The organism is Dolichospermum sp. UHCC 0259, from assembly GCF_009711935.1.
Lineage (GTDB): Bacteria > Cyanobacteriota > Cyanobacteriia > Cyanobacteriales > Nostocaceae > Dolichospermum.
In genome coordinates, this window is record NZ_VIKX01000218.1 from 1 (window position 1) to 1,993 (window position 1,993).

The 1,993-nt window shown below is 34.4% G+C and carries 3 protein-coding genes and 1 pseudogene; 2 read left to right on the plus strand and 2 right to left on the minus strand.

Annotated features, from left to right (window positions below; genetic code table 11):
- On the plus strand, window positions 1-188 hold a 188-nt coding region (locus FJR05_RS18485; RefSeq protein WP_168645475.1), incomplete at its 5' end, for a winged helix-turn-helix domain-containing protein.
- 2 nt (window positions 189-190) lie between these two features.
- On the opposite strand, the gene FJR05_RS18490 is transcribed toward FJR05_RS18485, so the two are convergent.
- Together FJR05_RS18490 and FJR05_RS18495 are read right to left on the minus strand one after the other, a co-directional pair.
- On the minus strand, window positions 191-934 hold the full coding sequence (locus FJR05_RS18490; RefSeq protein ID WP_168645476.1) for a DUF4079 domain-containing protein: 744 nt from the start codon (window positions 932-934) through the stop codon (window positions 191-193).
- 93 nt (window positions 935-1,027) lie between these two features.
- Window positions 1,028-1,408: a hypothetical protein gene (locus tag FJR05_RS18495; RefSeq protein WP_168645477.1), complete on the minus strand. Its 381-nt coding sequence runs from the start codon at window positions 1,406-1,408 to the stop codon at window positions 1,028-1,030.
- 364 nt (window positions 1,409-1,772) lie between these two features.
- Between FJR05_RS18495 and FJR05_RS18500 the strand changes: the two are divergent.
- Window positions 1,773-1,993, plus strand: a pseudogene (locus tag FJR05_RS18500) (hypothetical protein); the annotation flags it as partial.

The following is a 1,993-nucleotide window of genomic DNA, read 5'->3' on the forward strand; positions in this document are numbered from 1 at the left end:
TTTTCTCCATAAAAGAGGCGCAAGAGCCAGAACAGATTTTAGAAAGAGTTTGGGGTTATGATTTTATGGGAGATTCTAATATTATTGAAGTTTATATTCGTTATTTACGGCTAAAGTTAGAAGAAAATAATCAAAAGCGGTTAATTTATACAGTGCGTGGAGTAGGATATGCACTACGAGAAATGTAAATTTACTCAAGTTTTGGCAACGGGGATAGAGAGGGTGCTTGAACTGTACAAATTTGTGTCCTACACTTTTGTTTATATAACATTTTTATATAAGGTTTTTGCCAAGCGAGGGAAATTTCTAGTAATGCCTGTGATCCTGTAATTCCCTGTCCGATAAATAGCAAAAGTGCCAGACAATTAAGAATAATATGAACTCTCCGCCAACGGTTAGTTTTATCTTTGTAAATATCTGGCAAAATTGCGACTGAAAAAATCATAATTAGTGTAGATAATTCCCCATAATAGTAATGAGAAATATACCATTTATCTGTTTGACGAAACACACCATCTTGGCAACCAAGAACGACTAAACCGATCCCGCTCAACGTTGCAAAAATACCCCGCCAAGTGGGACTTTTTGCTTGATAAAGTAAATACAAAGAAGTAATAGTAGCGACAAATAATATCCCAATAAAAATTACCTGAAATGGTGATTTACTCCAAACTTGCTTATCTATAATATTGCTAAAAATAACATTACCAAAGGCGATTAAAACAATACCCACCACTGAGTTAGTTAACCACCTTCCTATCTGGACGTGTTCTTTTCCAACAACAGGGGGAACTTTACTTTTACCAGTTCCTACAGTTTCTAACCGGCGTTGACGCACGAGGAAAGCTCTATTGACAATTATACCAATCAGGGGAAAAACTACAATTACAGCCAGTATCGGATGTAATAGCAAAATAGCATCTTTAATTTCCATATTAAATTTCTCACAAGTTTTGATAATTTTAGGTATTACAGCCATTTTTAGCAATATAAAAATAGCTGTAATTAACAAAAAAGCAATTTACAATTACTTCACTTCAGCGGGGGCAAATTTCTCTATCTTACCTTTTTTAACGGCAACTACCACATCGTAAGTTGAACAATAAGAAAAAGTTAAATTATTAGCTTTGTTGTAGAAATTTACTACCATACCCGCACCACCAGGTTGGATACCAATCGGTTCAAGATCACCAAAAAAGAACCGACGTAATTGATCACCACTGCCAAATACACCCTTATTTTTAGTAATCAGGTCAATTTTTTTTGAAGCAGTCAAACCTGTAACATCTTTCATTTCTGCTGCGGAGGCTTCAGTTAATAAAGGATTCACAGCTTTAAGAGGCACATCCCAAACAGTTAACATACCAGCTAGAGCAACACCTGTAAGCAAAGAAGAAGCAAGTTTCATTTGTTTTTCCTGATATTTAAATTTTTCAACTAAACACACTATCCCATCTACTACTGAAATTAAAATGAAGTAGGTTTAGGAATTATCTGAATTTATCCCTTGGAAAAATTTAGTTTGTACTCAGCATATTCTCATAAAGGCTGAACACGGATTTAATGGATTACTCTGATTACTCTGATTTGGAGAATATAGAAAAAAGTCCGTGTCATCATATAATCTGTATAATCCGTGTTCTGCATTTAATAGATTAGACTAATTTGGGGAATATGAAAAAAAGAAAAAAGTCCGTGTAATCCTATAATCTATATAATCCGTGTTCAAAGTCCGTGTAATTCCATAATCTATATAATCCGTGTTCCTCGAAATGAAAAATCATCTTATTCCTAAAATTCCTGGTCAAGTCTATCTCTGGTTAGGAATTCTCATCGGTGGTGCTTCTAGTGCTGTCACTCGCAAAATAACACAAATAGGATCTCAGCACTTCATAGATGGTCGAAATCCAATTTCTTTATGTAATGTTTTATTTGTAAGTAATATCTGTGCTTTGATACTTTTATCCCACATTCAGCAGGTAAAACCAGAAAA

What these genes read in the sequence shown, in the direction of transcription:
- FJR05_RS18490 (WP_168645476.1), bottom strand. Translation starts at nt 934, where the DNA reads ATGGAAATTAAAGATGCTATTTTGCTATTACATCCGATACTGGCTGTA.
- FJR05_RS18495 (WP_168645477.1), bottom strand. Translation starts at nt 1,408, where the DNA reads ATGAAACTTGCTTCTTCTTTGCTTACAGGTGTTGCTCTAGCTGGTATG.